This is a genomic window from Mesorhizobium sp. WSM1343, assembly GCF_055901535.1.
In genome coordinates this window covers 412646-428125 of sequence record NZ_JBVVWZ010000002.1, presented here as the reverse complement: position 1 = coordinate 428125, position 15480 = coordinate 412646, and the positions used below count along the sequence as shown (strand labels likewise).

Annotated in this window: 23 protein-coding genes and 1 pseudogene; 5 read left to right on the top strand and 19 right to left on the bottom strand. The window is 59.1% G+C overall.

Annotated elements, in window-relative coordinates; translation table 11 throughout:
- Window positions 1-145: 145 nt before the first annotated feature.
- The 7 genes from AC0NIL_RS32630 to AC0NIL_RS32600 all read right to left on the bottom strand — a co-directional run bounded on the left by AC0NIL_RS32630 (window position 146) and on the right by AC0NIL_RS32600 (window position 4765).
- A complete protein-coding gene (locus AC0NIL_RS32630) occupies window positions 146-676 on the bottom strand; it encodes a DUF1003 domain-containing protein (protein ID WP_063170620.1) in 531 nt (176 codons plus the stop codon).
- Window positions 677-716: 40 nt separating this feature from the next.
- The gene (locus AC0NIL_RS32625; protein ID WP_063173940.1) at window positions 717-1760 is read right to left on the bottom strand and encodes an alpha/beta fold hydrolase; all 1044 of its coding nucleotides are present in this window, start codon (window positions 1758-1760) and stop codon (window positions 717-719) included.
- A gap of 87 nt (window positions 1761-1847) precedes the next feature.
- Complete coding sequence (locus AC0NIL_RS32620; protein WP_082826764.1) at window positions 1848-2126, bottom strand: DUF488 domain-containing protein; 279 nt, start codon at window positions 2124-2126, stop codon at window positions 1848-1850.
- Between the two features lie 359 nt (window positions 2127-2485).
- Complete coding sequence (locus AC0NIL_RS32615) at window positions 2486-2767, bottom strand: hypothetical protein (RefSeq protein ID WP_164753914.1); 282 nt, start codon at window positions 2765-2767, stop codon at window positions 2486-2488.
- A gap of 159 nt (window positions 2768-2926) precedes the next feature.
- Window positions 2927-3211 (bottom strand): hypothetical protein, encoded by a 285-nt coding sequence (locus AC0NIL_RS32610; RefSeq protein ID WP_013525246.1) that lies wholly within the window; start codon window positions 3209-3211, stop codon window positions 2927-2929.
- Window positions 3212-3743: 532 nt separating this feature from the next.
- Entirely contained in the window at window positions 3744-3977 is a 234-nt protein-coding gene (locus tag AC0NIL_RS32605; RefSeq protein ID WP_127370395.1) for a hypothetical protein, read from the bottom strand.
- A 68-nt stretch (window positions 3978-4045) separates the two neighbouring features.
- Complete coding sequence (locus AC0NIL_RS32600) at window positions 4046-4765, bottom strand: SOS response-associated peptidase (protein WP_473573606.1); 720 nt, start codon at window positions 4763-4765, stop codon at window positions 4046-4048.
- Between the two features lie 76 nt (window positions 4766-4841).
- Between AC0NIL_RS32600 and AC0NIL_RS32595 the strand changes: the two genes are divergently transcribed.
- Window positions 4842-5075, top strand: a complete 234-nt coding sequence (locus AC0NIL_RS32595; RefSeq protein ID WP_027162013.1) for a hypothetical protein — start codon at window positions 4842-4844, stop codon at window positions 5073-5075.
- Window positions 5076-5640: 565 nt separating this feature from the next.
- Here AC0NIL_RS32595 and AC0NIL_RS32590 read toward each other — a convergent pair.
- Window positions 5641-6222 (bottom strand): ATP-dependent DNA ligase, encoded by a 582-nt coding sequence (locus AC0NIL_RS32590; RefSeq protein ID WP_348630082.1) that lies wholly within the window; start codon window positions 6220-6222, stop codon window positions 5641-5643.
- A gap of 369 nt (window positions 6223-6591) precedes the next feature.
- On the opposite strand from AC0NIL_RS32590, the gene AC0NIL_RS32585 reads away from it, so the two are divergent.
- Window positions 6592-6777: a hypothetical protein gene (locus AC0NIL_RS32585; protein WP_027162012.1), complete on the top strand. Its 186-nt coding sequence runs from the start codon at window positions 6592-6594 to the stop codon at window positions 6775-6777.
- Window positions 6778-7313: 536 nt separating this feature from the next.
- On the opposite strand, the gene AC0NIL_RS32580 is transcribed toward AC0NIL_RS32585, so the two are convergent.
- From AC0NIL_RS32580 to AC0NIL_RS32570, 3 genes are all read right to left on the bottom strand, one after another.
- The gene (locus tag AC0NIL_RS32580; protein ID WP_027162011.1) at window positions 7314-7517 is read right to left on the bottom strand and encodes a CsbD family protein; all 204 of its coding nucleotides are present in this window, start codon (window positions 7515-7517) and stop codon (window positions 7314-7316) included.
- A gap of 155 nt (window positions 7518-7672) precedes the next feature.
- Window positions 7673-8332, bottom strand: coding sequence for a LuxR C-terminal-related transcriptional regulator (locus tag AC0NIL_RS32575; protein WP_473573605.1), 660 nt, complete (start codon window positions 8330-8332; stop codon window positions 7673-7675).
- Window positions 8333-8421: 89 nt separating this feature from the next.
- Complete coding sequence (locus AC0NIL_RS32570; protein ID WP_127367823.1) at window positions 8422-8829, bottom strand: response regulator; 408 nt, start codon at window positions 8827-8829, stop codon at window positions 8422-8424.
- A 255-nt stretch (window positions 8830-9084) separates the two neighbouring features.
- Here AC0NIL_RS32570 and AC0NIL_RS32565 point away from each other — a divergent pair, with 255 nt between their 5' ends.
- A complete protein-coding gene (locus AC0NIL_RS32565) occupies window positions 9085-9279 on the top strand; it encodes a hypothetical protein (protein ID WP_127388620.1) in 195 nt (64 codons plus the stop codon).
- Between the two features lie 174 nt (window positions 9280-9453).
- On the opposite strand, the gene AC0NIL_RS32560 is transcribed toward AC0NIL_RS32565, so the two are convergent.
- The 5 genes and pseudogenes from AC0NIL_RS32560 to AC0NIL_RS32540 form a co-directional block, all read right to left on the bottom strand.
- Window positions 9454-9996, bottom strand: coding sequence for a DUF1515 family protein (locus AC0NIL_RS32560; protein ID WP_128337852.1), 543 nt, complete (start codon window positions 9994-9996; stop codon window positions 9454-9456).
- 1 nt (window position 9997) lies between these two features.
- A complete protein-coding gene (locus AC0NIL_RS32555) occupies window positions 9998-10192 on the bottom strand; it encodes a hypothetical protein (protein ID WP_473575086.1) in 195 nt (64 codons plus the stop codon).
- Entirely contained in the window at window positions 10177-10410 is a 234-nt protein-coding gene (locus tag AC0NIL_RS32550; protein WP_473573604.1) for a hypothetical protein, read from the bottom strand. Before AC0NIL_RS32550 ends, AC0NIL_RS32555 begins: the two co-directional genes overlap by 16 nt.
- A pseudogene (locus AC0NIL_RS32545) lies at window positions 10410-11208 on the bottom strand (glycoside hydrolase family 108 protein). The gene AC0NIL_RS32550 and the pseudogene AC0NIL_RS32545 overlap by 1 nt, the downstream one beginning before the upstream one ends.
- A gap of 80 nt (window positions 11209-11288) precedes the next feature.
- Window positions 11289-11513 carry a hypothetical protein gene (locus tag AC0NIL_RS32540; RefSeq protein ID WP_127369446.1) on the bottom strand — a complete coding sequence of 75 codons (225 nt, stop codon included), beginning with the start codon at window positions 11511-11513 and terminating at the stop codon, window positions 11289-11291.
- A gap of 489 nt (window positions 11514-12002) precedes the next feature.
- Between AC0NIL_RS32540 and AC0NIL_RS32535 the strand changes: the two genes are divergently transcribed.
- Window positions 12003-12194 (top strand): hypothetical protein, encoded by a 192-nt coding sequence (locus AC0NIL_RS32535; protein WP_063170631.1) that lies wholly within the window; start codon window positions 12003-12005, stop codon window positions 12192-12194.
- Window positions 12195-12317: 123 nt separating this feature from the next.
- Window positions 12318-12581, top strand: coding sequence for a hypothetical protein (locus tag AC0NIL_RS32530; protein ID WP_013525235.1), 264 nt, complete (start codon window positions 12318-12320; stop codon window positions 12579-12581).
- Window positions 12582-13361: 780 nt separating this feature from the next.
- On the opposite strand, the gene AC0NIL_RS32525 is transcribed toward AC0NIL_RS32530, so the two are convergent.
- The 3 genes from AC0NIL_RS32525 to AC0NIL_RS32515 all read right to left on the bottom strand — a co-directional run bounded on the left by AC0NIL_RS32525 (window position 13362) and on the right by AC0NIL_RS32515 (window position 15046).
- Window positions 13362-13580, bottom strand: coding sequence for a hypothetical protein (locus AC0NIL_RS32525; protein ID WP_473573603.1), 219 nt, complete (start codon window positions 13578-13580; stop codon window positions 13362-13364).
- A 12-nt stretch (window positions 13581-13592) separates the two neighbouring features.
- Window positions 13593-13796 carry a tyrosine-type recombinase/integrase gene (locus tag AC0NIL_RS32520; RefSeq protein WP_474048873.1) on the bottom strand — a complete coding sequence of 68 codons (204 nt, stop codon included), beginning with the start codon at window positions 13794-13796 and terminating at the stop codon, window positions 13593-13595.
- Window positions 13797-13936: 140 nt separating this feature from the next.
- Entirely contained in the window at window positions 13937-15046 is a 1110-nt protein-coding gene (locus tag AC0NIL_RS32515) for an extracellular catalytic domain type 1 short-chain-length polyhydroxyalkanoate depolymerase (RefSeq protein WP_474048947.1), read from the bottom strand.
- Window positions 15047-15480: the final 434 nt, after the last annotated feature.

The window sequence follows — 15480 nt, the reverse complement described above, 5'->3', positions numbered from 1 at the left end:
CGCCAAGACGGGCTTGGTGCTTCGACAGCCAAGTGCCAGACGATGAGGACGATTGCAGGCCTACGGCAGCCGCGCGAATGGGTTCTCGCTGTAAGCTCGTGTTGGGTTGGTACGCTGCGGCGGCTTGCCGGCGCGGTCGCTTTGATCAAGCTTCCTGCTGATCTTCAGAAGCCTGCTGGATTTGGGTCATCACCTTTCGGGGATCGACATTCTCTGCCAGTTGCCGCAGCTCTTTGTCGGCCGGGGTGGAGACATTCAGACGCACCGCCAAGGCAGCCACCATCTCGATCAGCCGCGTGGTTTCATGTTCGTTAAGGAGGCTGATCTGCAAATCCAGTTCCGCTCGGCGCTCGCTGTGTTCGGCCATTCTGTTCTGATTGATCAGCACGAAGGTAGACAGGAAGATTGCCTCGACGGAAGCGACCATGGCCAGGATCACGAAAGTTGGGTCCCAAGCTGGGATGGCTGGTATCGCGCCTAGGTTTGCAAGGATCCAGGCGACGAGGATTGCGAGATGCAGATAGACGAAAGTCATGCTCCCCGCGAAGCGCGAAATAGCCCCGGCAATCCGCACCTGAACGCTTTGGTGCTCCTCCTGTTGTCGCCTGTGCTCGACCAGTGCCTCTATGTTCTGGTGGAGCACCGACTGCATGTTGGCTGGACGTTGGTCGCTCATTTGAAAAGCTCGTTTGAACGACGATCTCGTGCAAGCGGCGTCACTTGTCGCCCGCCTGGAACATTTGCGGAGCCGGACCTAGCTTGAACTCGTCGGCACGCAGCTTACGTCGCTGCCGACGGCCCGATTGGGAAAGGGCGTGCCGTGCTGAAATCGTGTGCACCATACCGACTACTGCCTGCGGGGCGCTCTGATGAACCATATGGCCAGCGCCCGGAATCACCTCGAGGAGAGACCCACCAACTTCGGCATGCAGGCGCCGTGCATCCCGTTCCGCATCGAACAACCGGTCTCCAGATCCCGCCAGGATGCCGGTCGGTACGGAAATGTCCTTATAGCTGGCCTTCTTCGACAGGGCCGCGGCCAGCATAGATGCTGACTCCGAACAAACCGCCCGCAGTTGGGAAGGGCGGCTGGCGGCATCCTTGGCGGATGCGGCGAAGTCGCTGGCGATCATAGCGGGTCGAAATATCTTTTCCATTGCCCAAGGCCAGGCAAGCCTCACAAGCAGCGGCAACAAGGTGTGGCGAAACCCCGTTCCGATCACCGGCAATGCCGGGAGTGCGGCCAGTGCAAGATCCAGCCGCGGTGGCGGATAGTAATAGCCTGAGACAAGCACAATGCCGGCGACCGATGAAGAATGCCTGCGCGCCAACTCGAGGGCGATCCAGGCTCCCCAGGAATGTCCAAGGACGAGATATTTCTTAATACCCAATCTGCCGGCGGCGGCATGTATGAGGTCGGCTTGGTCGCAAGCGGACCAGCGCCGGGTGCGCGAACGTGAGCTTCGCCCAAAGCCGGGACGGTCAAATGCGAGCACCCGGTAGGTCTTTGCCGCCTCATCGAAGACGCCGCTCGACTTGAAATCCTCCGCCATGGATCCATTGCCATGCAGGAGAAGCAGCGGCATGCCGGTTCCGGCTTCGATAAAATGCAGGCGCAGACCATCAATTGCCATCATACGTCCGCATGTCAGGCTGGCGATCGCACGTTTGGCGCGGATGGCGTTGTATCCCGCTAGTGCCGCTAATGCAGCGACGGACAATCCGGCCGCTAGTTTCGCCCCGTCTCTGTCCAACGCCATGCGCGTGCCTTAGAAGCTGTCTGCGTGACCCAACCTTCGAGGTCACAGCTTGTTCCGCCAGCCCCTGTGCCTGGCGTGGAAGGCTTTTCAACGCCTGGCGATCGCCATGGCCGCGATCTTGCAATGATCCATGCTTGCGTCCCGAGGAGATGCTCCCGGGATAAACGATCGTTCCATCATCGCGCACACAGCGCCTGGCGTCAGGCTGGCCTCCTCGGCATGACCGGCCCCAAGAGTATGCATGACGCGTTCGCCTTCTCCGAGCAGGTAGTCGGAAATAATGCGGCGGTGGCACCGCCACCAGACGGCTTCCGCGCACATGATTGGGCAGCGATGCCGGCTGCTAAGCTCTTGCAGTTCCGCCAAGCCTTTGGCGAACGGCTCCGCCGGTGAGCGCTGTCTGCTAACGTGGCTCTCTTTGGAAAAGTAAGCCCGCTGCCTGGGCGGGGGGCTTGGGGTTAGGCAGCGGGCTTCGTAGGCGATTAGGGGTTCAGACGAACCGAACCCACGCAAACGATGCTCTCAGAGTGTTAACGAGACCTTAACGAAGCTCGGAGCGTTTTACCAATCTTGGCGACCTGTGGATAACCCTCGCAGTTACGCGTTCAATGACAGAGTTGAGGTCCACGGCTTCGCGGTCCCCTGGACAGCGTATTTCGAAAGTTCAGCAAGGTGCATCTCATGTCTTTCGTCCATTGAAGCCCGCCCGCGAGAACCGTGGCCCCCTAGTGCGGATCCAGCCAAGATGATTTTCCCGCGTTCCTCGATACCCCGTTGTCTAATTGAATTGCTGTGTACTGCTCGGCGAGGTCGCTTCGGAATGGGCCTTTGTCAAAGAACTTGAGATTGCAGCCGATGGCATAGCCGACATGTTTCGGGCGAATCTTCAGATCATCCTTCGGCGCGCTGCGTTGATGCTCCGGAACGTCGCCGGCCTCCCGCCAGAGCCAGCAACACAGGACGCATTGAACTCCCTCGCCGCCGAGATGAACATCGGCCGGTATCATTCAGATCGTGCTGAGGGAGTGGCTAGAAACGAATGCATATCTGCCAGTCCCGATGATTGACGATAGCAACATGGCTCGCAAGGAAATGGCCCGCAGAAACAGGCCCGTGCCTGACGGCCGGGCCAAATTTTGGGAACTACGCCTATAGAGCGGTTATTCTCAGCCGCCCATCTTCTTTGCCATGGCACAGAAATCCGCGTGCGACTTGTTGAGCGTGGTGTCGCCGCAGTCTTTCAGCACCGCCTTTTGTTCATCCGGTTTCATGGACATCCATGCGGTCTTGAAATCCGCTTCCGACCTCAAGGTTTTCATGCCGGCATCCGTGAAGAAAGGTGACATCTTTGCAGGATCATCGAGCGCGGAAGTGGTGCTGCTGCCAGCCAGCGCTGAGCCCGTCATCACTGCGAGCGCCATCGCGCCCATCGTAAGCATTTTGATGCTCATTTTTTCCTCCGTTAGTTCTACACGCGCAAATCGCGTGACCTGGGGAAAAAACGTCGGCGTCTGAACTCTGTTCCCCCATCTCGCCGATTCCGCATCGGCAGCCGTCTGACGCGCGCTGGTGTCGTGGAGAATGGCCGGTGCAGTGAGCAGTCCACCGTGCGGCGACGGACCACTGCGGCCAGCCTAAAGTGCGATCGGCAAACGCGGGCCCATTAACCACCTTCCTGGATAGATCGGACCCCAATGGGGATGCGGGGAGTTTACCTTGCATGGAAAATCACAAGCACAGATTCTATTGTCATATTGAGCGCGACGGATTGTGGGGAGTTTGGGATTGCGTCGCCAACAGGCCGGCAAGGTTGGGCGGTGGCGACCTTCGCGGTTGCACTGCCCAACGGGCTGAAGCTGCGGAACACGTCCTCACGAGAATTTACGACGGCGGACTTGATGCCGTCGCTATCCGCATCGCTGGCATTGTCAGTTCTGCGGGTTCGGCCTGATCGATCCCCGGCAGCCAGGCGCTTACCCAGCCTTAGGGGGGCAGCACCGGTCCAGTGGTGTTCCACCGGATGAACTCAACTTCCTTCCCGGTGACTTGCCGCACCGTATTCAACAGCACCTCGTGCAAGACGCGCGTCTGCCTGTAGTGGTCGCAATGTGGTGATATGAACGGCTTGATGATGCTTAGGTGCAGCGCTTCCGCTGCCACCAGGAAGCGCTCGATTTCAGCCTGTGATAACTGCTTTGAGGGTTTTGACCTAGCCATTGCGACACCTTTTGAGAGTCGCCCCACCTGAGGACAATATTCCTACCGCGAGCGTTCACTGTAAAGGCTCAAACGTCGAAAAGGTCGTTTGGTCCCACGCCAATTTCGTCAATGAGGTCCGGCGTGTTGTTTCGCGGGCTTCCGACCTTCCTGTCAATCGGCCACATCTTCATCAGCTCCGAAGGATATGGCTTCATGAGGTTGCGTGGATCCAGTTCCGGTCCGAGCCAGCGCATGTAATCGGCAGGCGCCAGAATAACCGGCATGCGATCATGGATCGTCGCCATCAACGTATTAGGCTCGCAGGTGACGACAGCGAAGGTCCGGATCAACTCGCCGGTGGCCTTGTCGGCATATTCTTCCCATACTCCAGCCATGGCAAAAGGCTCGTCATCCTTCATGGCGATAGCGTAAGGCTGCTTTTTCTTGCCCGAAACATCGAGCTTTTGCCATTCGAAATAGCCGTCGACGGGCACCAGGCAACGGCGCGCGGCGTATGCTTTTCGGAACATGCCGTTGCTGGCAATCGTCTCGCACCGCGCATTGACAGGCGGTGGCCGCCCGCCGCCATCGCGCGCCCAGCCGGGAACCAGCCCCCACTTCGCAGAAACGAAACCGGCCATGCTCGTGGAAAGCTCTTCACGTACAATGATTGGATAAGTCAGGCTGGGCGCGCCATTCCAGACCGGGAACCCGTTGCCCAAACGCTCAACGTCGCCAGGGTGCGCGAACTCGAAGCGCCGTACCATGTCCGGGATGGTCGATTTTACAAAAACGCGTCCACACATTTACGGTCGTCTCATTGACAAGGATCGAGGCCCGCCCAAAATGGGAACGGAGTGAGAACGAGTCAAGGTTGTTGTGATGCCGAAGAAGCCAAAGGACGTAATGCTGCCAGGAGTATCGGGCGTCACAATCGATATCGATGACCGTGACAATCCTAGGGTCTGCCTGGTCGGGCTGTTGACTGACGAGGGAAAGCGATCCTTCACATTGAACGAAAACGGGGCACGGATGATGGTGAAGGCGTTGCACTCATTTCTCGATCTCCTCGACGGATCTACCTCCGTGACAAAGCCAAAACGCCCGGCCAACTGAGAACACAGCGCATGATCAACCCGCCGAAGCGACAGGACGAATATCAGGACCGCGCTAAGGGTCATTAAAGCCCACCGGGTGCATAAACTCTTGCGCCGACCTGGAGGAACATGCGTCCGCAGTCGAAGTTCGGAATGCGCTTGGCAAGGAAATCTCCTTGAAACAGCCGAGCAAGGCCCGCCACTGGCTCCGAGACCCGGTGGCGGGCCACCCGCAATCAAATCTTTTCGTAGGCTGGAACCTGTTTCTGAAATCTAAGTTGGAAATGTGCTTGGTTGAGATTCCCCTCCTCAAATCCAAGCTCTGGTGCAAGTGCAAGGCCCGCCGCTGTAATTGTGTCCTCAGCGGCGGGCTTACTTCGTCAGGCGCTCCACGGTCTCAATGATCGCCTTGGCCAATGCCTCGCCTTCATAGATCGGCTCTGGGCCATAGTAGCCCCGTCAACCATTCCTCGGATGGCAGCACGCCGGGAGGGCAGACCTGCTCGATGGCCATTCGGACGGGCTTCAAGGCTGCGCGTTCGCCAGTGAGTTCGATTGCCACAGGGGGCGATACGGCTGCGGTGTCATAATTTCGCCTCGCGGATCGCTCGCAAAGTCGCATGGCGCAGCTTGTCCTCGCGCTTCAAGGTCTTCACGCGTCCGACAAGGCCAGGTTTGATCCATTCGGCGTCGGGCTTGTCCGCTCCCTTCGGCGTGCCTTTCCCCTCTTGCACCTTGGCCCATAGGCGTTCGCGCATGGCTTTGGTCAGGGCGATGTTTGCTGATCCGACGTAGCGGCGTTCCGCATCGCGGGTCGCCATCAATGCGAGGGGAGCTGAACCGGGTTTTAGCTGCACGCCTGCAACCTCAAAGTCGACTTCCTCGTAGCATTTGGTTTTCAGCCACGCTTCGGTGTCGCCTGACCGATACACGCTGTCCGGCCGCTTCGACACCATGCCCTCCAGGCCCATGCGATCAACCGCAGCGTAGAAGTCAGCCCCGCCGCCATGTACATGGTGGCTGTACTGGATAACGCCCCTGGCAGGCCCGACGAGTTCGAGCAGCTTTTCGCGACGTTCCAGCAAAGGTGCGGGGCGCAGGTTGATGCCATCGTGGTGCAGCAGATCGAAGGCGACGAAGATGATCCGATCCGGCGCCCATCGCATCGCCGACCGCAGCGAATGGAAGCCGACACACCCTTCTTGTTAAGGACGATTGCCTCGCCGTCGATGATTGCCGACTTGGGGGAAAGGGTTGCCGCCGCCTCGACAATCGTCTTGTACGTCTATGACCAGTCGTAGCCCCTTCGCGTGATCGCTCGGGCCGTGCCGTTCTCGATTATGATTTGCGTCCGATAGCCATCGTACTTGATTCCGTGAATCCAGTTGTCCCCTGTCGGCGGCACCTCGACAAGCGTGGGAAACATTGGACGGATCAACTTCAGACGCATGAACTGACCCGCAAAACCGCGATTCAATTTAGCACGCGCTAAGATGGTTCCGGAACATTTTAGACGAATTGAATGTTTGATGGCCATGGCGAAGCTATCTGACCTTGGACCACCCATTCCCGGCAAGGAGCACGGCGGCGAGCCTGCCGACGAGGACGACAATTTCTACACCTGCCCGATCTGCGGTCAGCAGGTCGACATGCGCGACCTACGCCAAGTCATTTGGCACGAACGGCCAAAACACCGGCCTCTGCTCGTTTCGGTGGAGTAGACTTTTTACGTTTTGGCCGGAACGGAGACTGCAAGAGCGGTCAACCTGACATCCAAGATGCCACTAGCAGGGCGCATAAGGATGAGACCAGAGCAGCGGCTGCAAGAAGGACTCCTGCGCTCTGCCAATCTGGCGCCGGCTCGTATAACAGCTTGGCGGGCGGCTGATTATCATTCATGGGAGGCATCAAATTAGGTTCCGCTAATTCCTGACGCTGGCACCGGGACGGCGGCCAACCCGGTGGGGAACGCGTTGCAATGATCTCACCAGGCTGCATGCGCTCTCCGTGATGAGTGCCCGCCACGCCAAGCGAGCCGTGGCGGGCAATCAACCAACCGACGATGAGGGGACTATTGATCGTCGACGTCACTGCAAACGTGCACAAAACGCCAATGTTTCACGGGTCAGACCTTTGCGCTTCGGCATTGGACTTTCGTCGAGTGCTTACGCGGCCCGGCGCGCTCGTGGGGGGGCTGCTCTTGCCACCAAATTGAAAGGGCGCCCGTTAGGCGGCCCTCAAAATCTCGAATAGTCCCCTACCAACCCTGCATCGAGTACCAGTCGTCAACGTCTCTCCGAACCCGGTCCTTCTCAAGGCCGTATCTTTCCTGAATTTTTCCTTCGAGCTGATCGCGCTTGCCGGCAATGCGGTCCAAATCGTCGTCAGTCAGCTTGCCCCACTGTTCCTTAACCTTGCCCTTGACCTGCTTCCAATTACCTTCAACGCGGTTCCAATCCATGGCCTTGGCCTCCTTGGTTGCACCGTAGTTGAAACGTTCGCAGCCCGGCTAAGTTCCGGGCACTTGATGGACAAAGAGCCGCCGCTGATGGTGGAAAAGGCCCGCCGCTGAGGGAAGCAGTGAAGGGATGCCGTGTCGTGGTCAAGTCCTTCAGCTCAAAGATTTGGTTGTGGAGAGCGGTCACGATAATCACTCATCGCGAGAGCCGCCTCGGTGCGGTTTCGCACACTTAGTTTTGACATAACCCTGGTCATGTGGTGCTTGATTGTCTTCTCGTGGAGGTTCAGGCGCCGTGCGACCTCCTTGTTGCTCAGCCCCTCCGCCACTAGCCGCAGGATTTCCGTTTGCCTTTCGGTCATCTGCCGCAGCCGGTCTGCTGTGCTGTTAGGAGGGGACTGGAGATCCGAGAGCAGCCGTGCCGAAAGAGTTGGCGTGAGGTAGCTCTCGCCGGCCGCTACGTTGCGCAGGATGTCAGCGAGCCCGCGCGACCCTACGCCTTTGAGGACATAGCCGCGCACCCCTGCATTCAGAGCCTTAGTTACATCGGCATTGGCCTCCGATACGGTCAACATGACAATCTTCTGGGTGGGGTAGCTGGCGAGGATGCTCTCAACCGCCGCGAGGCCGCCGCCCGGCAAAGAGATGTCGAGCAGCAATATGTCGGGTCGCACCGTAGAGGCGAGGCGTTCGGCATCCTGCGCCGTGGCGCCCGCGCCAACCATCTCGAAGCCTCCGATCTCTGACAGGCTGCGCATCACGCCTTCGCGAAAGAGTGGATGATCTTCGACAACAGCGATGCGAATGGCGCCGACCATGCTTGCTCCCCTCAACAGCGTGCGCTGAAAACGTTATTGAACTTGCTGATGGATTTTAGGTTCCGCTCATAAACCAAAAAATGCCCGCTCTACGGAGAGGGTTCGCCGCCGTTCGACGCCGTTGGGTGTTGCTGATTGAGCAGTGTGGACAACGCCGTAATGATCTGGGGAGGGAAGAACGGCTTGACGATCATCACGCTGTCTGGGACGCCTTCAGAGCCCCAGGAAATAGCACCATCGCCGCTGATGTAGACCACAGGTAGGGTTGGATTGCTTCGCCTTACATGCCTGGCTACTTCCCACCCAGTTTCTCCCGAGCCGAGACGGATGTCCGTAAGGAGGCCGGCGAACTTGTTTGGATCCTCATCAAACGCCTTTACGGCGGCTTCGGCACTCGGCACTCCTACGACGAGAAAGCCCGCGTCCTGCAAAGCTGTTTCAAGGTCGAGCAGGATCAAGAGCTCGTCTTCGACGACCAGAATAGCGCTTTCGCTCATGAACCACCCTCCCGGCCGCCACAACGGCGCGATTGAGTGTTGGTTCCACCGATCAACGGGGTGGGACAGCGGCGGCGGGGGTCTGGAGTAGCTGGGATCGCCCAGCATAGGTCAACATGCGGCGGCGGGGTTGGTGCTTTAGCCGTTCTCTGGCGATGTTTCGCTTCGAAAATTGAAATATAAAGCCCCCAGGATCCGGTTTGCCCTCAAAGGCGCCAGCGCCTATATGCTTGGACTTAGCCGAAGCAGAGGAGAATGAGCTTGATCGACGAGGATGCCGATGGAGCGACGATAGCCAGAGGGACGATTTCCGCGGCAAGAGAATGCGCTCGTATGATCGGCAAGATTGGGCCTAGGTTCACGGCGCTCGAACTGGCCGAGATGGAGGAAGCTGTTGGACGAATAACCAACGCAATCGAATTGAAAAAACGAATGAACGCTGCCCCGTAGCAAAGGCATTGGGCGCCAGGGGGTGGCAGAAGCGCGCCGAGACCATAATGCGCGCGCTGAGATCGCCAATAAGGCGGCGGAAAGCCCTGGACAAAAGGGGCTAGTTCGGCCCCTTTTCCTCTTCGAGCAAATCGATGCGCTTTTGTAGTTTGCGCATTAGCTCCTTCGCTCCTTCTAGGTCCACATCGGCGTAATGCGAATGCGGTCATCGTAGAGCACGAGCGATGACGTCCCCTCCGCAACAGCGACTTGGGCTACAGGCGTGGCCTCTCCACCGCCAAAGAACCTAGGCGCCGGGTGCCAACTCATCTCGGCAAATTTCTTCTCCATCGACACTTCCTTGTCGCACCAATATGCGGTGATCAGCGAAGCCAGGGCCGCAGCCGCCATTCCTGTGACGCCCAGCGCACCAAGCCCCATGAGCTTCCACCGGGTCACCTCGGCAGTGACCGCCTTCACTCCCGTCATATCGTCGTTGAGCTTGCTGACAGCGGCTTCGGTTGCCGCCACACGGTCAACCAGCTCGTCGGTTTTCGCATACATCTTGGACCGGCTGGCGGCAGCGCGCTGTTCGGACTGCTCGTAGCTCAAGGCAGCACGGGAATCGCTGTCCTTGATGTCGCGTCGGATCTCCGTGATGTCGCGCTGCATGTTCTGCGTGGCCTCCAAGAGCCCGCCGATTATCATTTCCAGGCTCTTGTTTGCCGAAGTTGCCATGTCAGGCTTTCCAACCGCAGAGCTTGGCGCCCGTTTCATTGTGCGCCAGGATCGCCGCAACCGACCCATCCGAGAGCGTGGCGACTTCCGCCTTCGTGAGACGGATAGGATGCTCCACGGCGCAAAAGCTGCCTCTGACCGTAGTGCAGGAGATCATTGCAAAAAGTGCAAAGATCATCGTCAGGATTTTGACCATTCGCCCAACCTCCCCCGGTTGTCGCCAAGAGCGCGGTCGGCCACGGCATCATCGATCTTCTGGCCTCCGATGCGCGCTGCGGCGTCGGCCGCGTCCTGCTTGGCCTGGTTCTTCGCTTTGCCCATGGCATAGGCTCGCCAGAGCGCGACGAGCCCGGCCGCGCCGGCAAGGAGGTACGGCCACAACTGAGCGACGAGAGCAGCGAGGAAGGCGGACATCACTCCGCGACCTCCGCCTTGATCTGGCGCACCGCAGAGACGATCTGTGAGCGAAACAGGAGCAGGACCAGCAGGAGCACCAGCAGGACCACACCGCCAGCCAGGACAGCTTGCCAGTCCGTGCCCGCAAGCCAGCCAAGCCCGATAGCGCCGGAACCGAAGAGGCCGGTCAGCCAAGACAGAAAGCCGGATTTCTCCTTGACCTTCTGTTCGACCTTTTCAGGAACAACGGGTTTGTCGACCGGCACCTTCACCTCGACAGTGACCGGCGGCGGAGTGTCGGGCAAAGCTGACAGCTTCAGCGTTTCGGCGAGCACCGACTTGACGCGGTCGGACCAGCCCTTGCCGAAGGTCTTCCATGTCGGGAGACGCTTCAGGAAGCCTAGGCGATTGTCGCACAGCGCGTCGATGACAACGCCGGCCGGCTTAGCCTTTACGGCTGCAATGGTGGCCGGGCCAATGCGCCCATCCTGCTTGATCCCCACAACGGCCTGAAGATATTTGGCCGCACGACCGGGACCGCTATTCACTGCGAAACCAAAAACAGCGTAGTCGACCCCGCTGGGAAGCTGGGCGCCGGCCGTCGCATCCCAGTAGAAACGGCGGTAGACCGTCGCGACCTGGGCGTCAGTGATTTTGCGCAGATCGGCCTTCGTCGCATCGGCCTTCACATAGCGGCGGAAGTTGGTGAGCGTGACGCCTTTCATGGTTGGCGCCGCCGGGATCGGCCGGGTTGTCCACCCAGAGGCCTTCAGATTTCAGAACGAGCGCAAGCGCCCGCGCGAAGTTGCGGTCCATGGCTAGTACCTTTCCGCCCTGATGGGCAGTTGTTGAATTGGCAATGGAGGTGGACGGCTGAAATCAGCCGGTTAAGCAAATCAGCGGTCTAGCCGCTGGCACTCATCAAGTAGGCCACCAAGCTCCAGGCAGAGATCGACGCGGCCGAGGCTGTTGGCCTTGTCGTCAATCCCGATGCGGCGGTTGTAGGCCGTGACGGTGTCTTTTAGTTGAGAAACACGACCGGCCTTGTGACCGCTGGAGTAGGCGAAACCAGCGATGCAAATACTAGCAGCGATTGCAAGCGCGGCAGTCTTGGGGTTCATTGGCATTTTCGCCCCTCGAATCGACTTGGGAAGTATTCGTCCATGGAAGACAGTTTGACTGAATTGGCAGCGCGGCTCCAGATGCAATGGAGGGCGTGGGCTCCCGCGATTGGCCTTGGTGTTGCCGCCGCCATCGGTATGATTTGGACCGTCTATCTACCGATTGTCGGATTGCGTCACATGCTCGGATACAACTAAACCTCTAGCATCCGCACGACGGCATTCCAGCCGTAGGATTTGCTGCAACGCCGGTAACAGTGACCTCCAGGCCGAGCCTACCGAGCGCGACCGAGCAATCCAGGGATGCCGCGTAAGTCGCATTTTCGCCTATGACCGTCTTCGTGATCGACCCTTCGGTTGCCAGCGTTCCAGAAGTGTGCGCACCACGCCGGTCACAGGACTTCTCCTTCGCTTTGTACATTTCGAACGTTGAAGCGCTTTGGGCGCTATGATTTGTTGGTGCCTTCGTCGTGTGTGGGAGTGCGGGCCGTGGACGATGACCAAAGGGCTGGTGTTCGTATCGAACACATCGACGGCCAGTGGGCGGTAGAACTCGTCGAGAATGGCGAAATCACCCAGCATCTTTTCGAGACCGAGGAATTCGCGAGGAACTTCGCCGCCGGTCAGTGGCTAAGGCTAAACCCGAAGCCTATTCCCCCAATGCGCCGGCGACGCCGTTAGAGCGCTAAGCTTAAAAATGCTCTTTCGCGGATGCTGCACCGGGGCCGGAACTTTGATGCAATAGCGAAGTTCGAGGAGGGAGATGCTTTCGCAACAGGCGCCACTTCACGAGAGGCCGGAGCAATGGTGGACAATCTATCTCGCAGGGAAGAACAACGCGGCACGCGAAGACTCATGGCCTGGGGCGTGGCGGTTATTGCCGTCATTTTCCTAGGCCTAATGGCATTCTTTGTACTCACGCCCTTATCGAACGGCTCTTGGCAGACGGCACCGTTCAAGCGTGCTCCTGTGCAAAACCAGGGCGGTAATGCGCCAGTGGATACGTCACCCAGCCCGGGCGTGAAAAAAGACCCTCAGGAAAATACTGAAATGCCGGAGCAGCAGTAGTAGGTTCCGACCCGCTGGCAAACTTTTGCCGGGGCCGGGCGGCGATCTTGTCGAACACGTCCTCTTCCTCTGCGTCGCGAATGGCCTTGGTGTCGCCTCCAAGGATCGGGACCGGCCTTCCCTCGATTGCTGAGCTTACAAAATTGCCCAATTCGGAGGCCTGATGCTACACGTGTGTCGGCACAAGCAAATCTGCACAGCAGCTATGCACGATCCACGATTGCAGAAATCGCTGGGCAGCGGGTAGATTTTGATTGTCGGCCATCTACTCCTCCCAGATGCGATGCCGGCGCTGAATGAGGCGCACCTCCTCCCGCGCCACATTCGAAAATCGAGCCCGCTGCCACCTCCTCCCGGCAGCGGGCTTTTTTTGTCTTCGCCAGCAGACACAGTGGCAAGCATCCGCGATGGCCTGCGAAACCATCCGTAAACCATGCCAAGACGGTAAATATTTTATCTCGAACCGATCGGGTTGCAGGAGGTTGTGGGCGGGTCTGCAACAAAGAGGCCCAGCCGATCCATGCACCGCTTACCCATCTTGCCCGCCCTGTTGATCTCCTTCGGGATTGCCTACGGAATTTGCGTCTGGGCGACGTCGGATAAGCCGGTCAGCTTTTTCGAAGCCCAAGCGGCATCGCAAATGCGTGGACCTGTCGATCGCTCTGAATAGCTGTAACGCCACGGAAGGTGGGGCGGTCCGGTCCTATTATTCACATGGCCACCTTCGTGCACGAGCGCGCGGGCAAGCGCCTCACGGCAATGGCGTAGGTCGAGTTGAGCTTAATAGGTTTCGGAGCGCCGTGCCTTTGCCATCGCCGTGGCCACAGCTTCTCGCACGGTTGGACCTAATGGCTCGGCAAAGCGCCGAGCGGCGTCATCTTTCTGTTCAAGGTAAGAAGGATGGGTAGCGGACTTCGCCAGCATGAAAAACGCGATTATGCACAACGCGCAGAAGCACGCGATCACAGCAAGTGAGCAGGCAATTGCGACCTCAGCCATTTGGATTGTCCTCTAAATGTCGGGTGCTAGTCGGCGAATGATGTCCGCTACATAGGACGGGGCGAGGTGAGCATAGTGCTTCTCCACCGTTCGGGTGTCGCTGCGACCAAGGGCCTGCGCCACGATGATCAACGGAGCGCCATTTCGAACCATCGTGCTGGCGTAGGTATGCCGCAGCTCATGCAGCGTCACATCCGACAGGCCGGCCTGTTTCAAGAGCGCTTTCCAGGGCCGATGGTAAATAGCCTTGGCCCAAACGACGCCGCTGTCTTGGGTAAGCAGGGGTTCACTGCCTTATCGATGGTGGGCTCTTGGTTCAGCAGGGTCCAGACAAAGAGCTCCTCCGCCACAACAATTCAGCGCATCAACCCCGCCGCGCGCAGAGCATTTTCGATGACCTTGGAAATCCCACTTGCCGGACCGCGCGCATTGGCTCGCTCCGGAGTAGGATCGATTCGGACTGCCCGCGGTTTTTCCGTGGGTGCAAAGGACTGCAATGCGGCGCCTGAAGCGACCTCGGCTTTGGCTTTGCGTCGCACGTCCGGCTTCGTCAATTCCCAGAAGCGGGCGATATGGCGTGTCGAGGAAATCCCAACATCCAGCATGAAAGGCCCTGCGTTGCCGAGACCATCGCCGCCGCCAGTTTGCAGTGGCGTTCCATGGCCCATGCCGGCAATGGTGAACGTCTCGACTACCTCGCGCCCGTTGCTGTCGCTCCAGACCTTCCGCGTCTGGCCGTCGACCTTCTCTATGCGTGTTGGCTTTTCGCCGAGATTGTGCACGCTTTGCCACTGCGCCAGGACTGCATCCGCGTTGGCAGGCACAACAGTCGTGTCGGCCGAGCCCTGCCATATCGAAATACGCGGCCACGGACCCTTGTGCGGCGAGGCCGCCCGCAACAGCCGCTGGAGGTGGGCTTGGGACGGACCGCCATGGCCGCGCATGCGGTCGAAGGCTGCGGAGATCGTCGAGGCACTTCCATAGGCGAGCCCGGCAATGATCGCGCCGCCGGCAAACAGTTCGGGATAGTCCGCCAGCATCACCGCCGCCATAGCGCCGCCGGCGGACAGACCGGTGAGAAAGATCCTCTTGCGATCGAGGCCATGCGTAACCACTGCCGCCTCGATCATCTGGCGAATGGACAGTGCCTCGCCGCTGTCGCGCCTGATATCGCCTGGTACAAACCAGTTGAAGCAAAGATTGGGGTTGTTGGCGCGCTGCTGCTCGGGGAACAGCACCGCAAAACCATGCTCGGCGGCGAGCTCGCTCCAGCCGGAGCCATGATCATAGCTGGCCGCGTTCTGGGTGCAGCCATGCAGCACGACGACCAGCGCCGCCTGCCGGGGCAGGTTCTTCGGAAGATAAAGCCTCGCGCGCAAGGCTCCGGGATTGGACCCGAACCCTGTAATTTCGGACAAGTGAGCGTCGTTCCGTTCTCCGGATCCAGCTGCTGGCCGCGCGTGCATCGCGTTCAGGCGAGCGATCGTATCGGATATATTTCGCAAGTCGGTGTCCTTGTGCGCCGGAATGGCACGGTCCTGCACAACGCACATGCAGCAATATCGTTGCTGCGATGCACAAGAACAAGCCGTTGCGTCCGTGAACCTATAGATTGAATTGCGCGCTCGGTGAGGCGAACTCAGAGGCCCAGCGCTAGTCTAAGTTTGCGGAGGAAACAAACCGTTGCGGAGGAAACAAACCGGGAAACGTCCTCGCCGTTTGCAAGCCGCCTCTCGAGTAGCCCGAGCGACGACACAATGACTGAGAGCATGTTACTAAAATCATGGGCGATGCCGGCGGTCAGTTGGCCAACCGCCTCCATTTTGTGCGCCTGGTGAAGTGCCCGCTCGCTCTTCAGGCGACCTCGGCCGCCTCGGCCACGCGACGTTCGAGTGTATGG